The organism is Terriglobales bacterium, from assembly GCA_035691485.1.
Lineage (GTDB): Bacteria > Acidobacteriota > Terriglobia > Terriglobales > Acidobacteriaceae > JAIQGF01.
The window spans coordinates 1-2,595 of sequence record DASSIZ010000019.1 but is presented as its reverse complement, the minus strand read 5'-3'; the positions used below and the strand labels follow the sequence as shown (position 1 = coordinate 2,595).

The 2,595-nt window shown below is 59.4% G+C and carries 5 protein-coding genes; 4 read left to right on the top strand and 1 reads right to left on the bottom strand.

Features of this window, described 5'->3' with window-relative positions; genetic code table 11:
* Positions 1 to 339: 339 nt before the first annotated feature.
* Together VFI82_02815 and VFI82_02810 are read left to right on the top strand one after the other, a co-directional pair.
* Entirely contained in the window at positions 340 to 903 is a 564-nt protein-coding gene (locus tag VFI82_02815) for an NADH-quinone oxidoreductase subunit B family protein (GenBank protein HET7183586.1), read from the top strand.
* A 206-nt stretch (positions 904 to 1,109) separates the two neighbouring features.
* Positions 1,110 to 1,412 carry a Rieske (2Fe-2S) protein gene (locus tag VFI82_02810; GenBank protein ID HET7183585.1) on the top strand — a complete coding sequence of 101 codons (303 nt, stop codon included), beginning with the start codon at positions 1,110 to 1,112 and terminating at the stop codon, positions 1,410 to 1,412.
* Between the two features lie 50 nt (positions 1,413 to 1,462).
* Here VFI82_02810 and VFI82_02805 read toward each other — a convergent pair whose 3' ends face one another.
* Complete coding sequence (locus VFI82_02805; GenBank protein ID HET7183584.1) at positions 1,463 to 1,606, bottom strand: hypothetical protein; 144 nt, start codon at positions 1,604 to 1,606, stop codon at positions 1,463 to 1,465.
* 247 nt (positions 1,607 to 1,853) lie between these two features.
* On the opposite strand from VFI82_02805, the gene VFI82_02800 reads away from it, so the two are divergent.
* Positions 1,854 to 2,390, top strand: coding sequence for a helix-turn-helix transcriptional regulator (locus tag VFI82_02800; GenBank protein ID HET7183583.1), 537 nt, complete (start codon positions 1,854 to 1,856; stop codon positions 2,388 to 2,390).
* The coding region (locus VFI82_02795) for a hypothetical protein (GenBank protein ID HET7183582.1) at positions 2,387 to 2,595 on the top strand (209 nt) is incomplete at its 3' end. The genes VFI82_02800 and VFI82_02795, both read left to right, overlap by 4 nt.

The window sequence follows — 2,595 nt, the reverse complement described above, 5'->3', positions numbered from 1 at the left end:
AAGGTCATGGATACCACCAAGAGCACGGATTGCCCCAAGTGCGGCAAGCCGACGCGCATCGTCAAGCGCATGAAAGACCGTGACCGTAACGTCCCCGGCGGAATTTATATTTCATGCTCGGCCTGCGAATTCTACGAAAAGCTTTAAGGTCGCGGCTGTTGTTGGTAGCCGGCAGCTGGGCGGGTCCAGCTACCAGCCACTGGCGACCAGTGCCAACATCGCCTACACTGGAAGGTGGTCGCGTCGGCGTGTGATTTGGGTCACATACCGGTTGTTCGCGCGGCTGACAAAATCAAGAAGCTGACAGCTGAAGGCTGAGAGCTGACAGCTTGGGAAACCATGTCTTCCTGGCTGCAAAACAAATTCGAGAAGAACTTCCTCATCAGCACGGTGGATTACGTCTTCAATTGGGCGCGGAAATCGGCCATCTGGCCGATGACTTTCGGCCTGGCGTGCTGCGCCATCGAAATGATCGCCTCCTCCACCGCGCGTTTCGACATCGCGCGCTTCGGCAGCGAGGTCTTCCGTCCCAGCCCGCGGCAGAGCGACCTCATGATCGTCGCCGGCACCGTGACCCTGAAGATGGCGCCGGTGGTCAAGCGCATCTACGACCAGATGCCTGACCCGAAGTGGGTGATCTCCATGGGCGCGTGCTCCTCCGTGGGAGGGCCTTTCAATACCTACGCGGTGCTGCAAGGCGTGGACAAGATCGTGCCCGTCGATGTCTACGTGATTGGCTGCCCGCCGCGGCCGGAAAACCTGTTCTACGCGCTGCTCAAGCTGCAGGACAAAATCGACCAGATGTCGCTGGCGAAAAAGCCCACCGAGGTTCGCCTCAGCGAGCAGGACGTGGAGAACTTCAAGCGCCAGGTAATGATCGCGCAGACGCTGCAGCCGAAATGACCGCGCTTGGCGGGCGTGAGCGCAGCGGAAGCCCGCCGCGGTCATCCTGAGCGAAGCTCGCGACGCGAGCGCAGTCGAAGGATCTCTCGATAAAAAATGTGGCCCGACCGCCTCCGGTCGGGTTTTCGTTTTCAGCCTGCCGCTCGTCAACGCGCATTTGTGCAGCGTCGGTTTGCGGTAAGCTGATAGATGAGAGCGGAAAAGCTATGTGGCAAAAGATCGCAATCAAGTCCGACCTGCCCGGGGAGGGCGAAGCCAAGGAATTCACCCTCGGCGAAAAGGTGTTTTGCGTCGCCAACGTTGATGGCGCCTACTCCGCGATGGATAACGTATGCATCCACCGTGGTGGCCCGCTCGGGCAGGGGGTCGTCCTGGATGGCAAAATCGTCTGTCCGTGGCATGGCTGGATGTACGACCCCAAGACCGGCGCGGCCGACGTCAGCCCAAGTTCGCGGGTTCAGGTCTACCCGCTCAAGGTCGAAGGCGACGATGTGATGATTGATATTTGAAAGTAGAAGTCAGAAATCAGACGTGGTCGCGCGTGACCGCGCATTGGTTCTTAGTTCTTGCTTCTGATTTCGCTTGCCGCCGCTGCCGTAATCGTGGAGGCGAGATAGGCGGCCAGCACGCTGAGTGATCCGCCGTACACGGCCATCCAGGTCCATACCCAGTTCAAATTCGCTTTTTCCCAAAGGCTGCGCACCGGCGACTCCGTCGTGTCGCACGCCCCAATTGGATGAACCCCTAATGCCCAGGTAAGTTCCGTAAAAGTCGGTAACGACGCGGGTCGCGCGCATTTTCCGGTTGGTGGAGATCGCCGCGAGGGAGCAACCTGTAAAGTGCGGATTTGCGGAAGGTTGAGCGCGTCTCGGCTCAAGCCGATGAAAACAAAACAAATAAATTCCTTGACTAGTATTGCAAATAGCAATATAAATATTGCTGATTGCAATATGAAGCTCGGCGAGAAAATCCGTTACCTGCGCGAGGTGGAAGGCACGCTCTGCGGCCTGGGCCGCGCCATGACCCAGCAGGAAGTCGTCGATGCCATCGGCGCGCGCCTGGGCAAGCCTATCAGCCAGTCTTACCTGTCGCAGATTGAAAGCGGCGCGCGCCCGCACCTGACCAACTCCAGCCGCATGTTGCTGGCCAAGTTCTTCAATGTGCATCCCGGATATCTGGTCGACGACCCCGAGGGCTACCACACCGAGCTGATGTCGGCGGTGCGCGCCTCAGAAGACAAGCTGGACTTGTGGCTCATCAATGGCGCCGAGCAGTTCCGCCGCGATCCGGAAGTGAGCGCGGCGCTGCTGGCACTCGCCCGCCACGAAGATTCGCGCCAGTGCCTGTTGCTGATCGAGGCGATTCTTGACACGCCCAACCTGGCCGAGCGCTTGTTGCAAGTTTTGCGGCCTGACAAGGCGAGGACGGCGGGCGCTAAAGTTGCCGGTGACATCCATGCCGCTCTTAGCCGCGGAGGTGAGCGATGAACTGGGCAGACGTTTACATGTTCTGTTTCCTGGTGGGATTCATACTCAGCCTGCTGTCCTTCGTGGTCGGCGCCTGGCACATCCACCTGCCCGGGATCCATCACGTGCACTTGCACACCCACTTGGGACACGGGCCGCAAATCGATGTTGACCCGGGTGTTGGCGGCGCTGCGCCGGGGCTGCACATGTCGCCCTTCAATTTTTC

Coding starts and splice junctions, on each gene's coding strand:
- VFI82_02815 (HET7183586.1), top strand. CDS start 340: ATGTCTTCCTGGCTGCAAAACAAATTCGAGAAGAACTTCCTCATCAGC.
- VFI82_02810 (HET7183585.1), top strand. CDS start 1,110: ATGTGGCAAAAGATCGCAATCAAGTCCGACCTGCCCGGGGAGGGCGAA.
- VFI82_02800 (HET7183583.1), top strand. CDS start 1,854: ATGAAGCTCGGCGAGAAAATCCGTTACCTGCGCGAGGTGGAAGGCACG.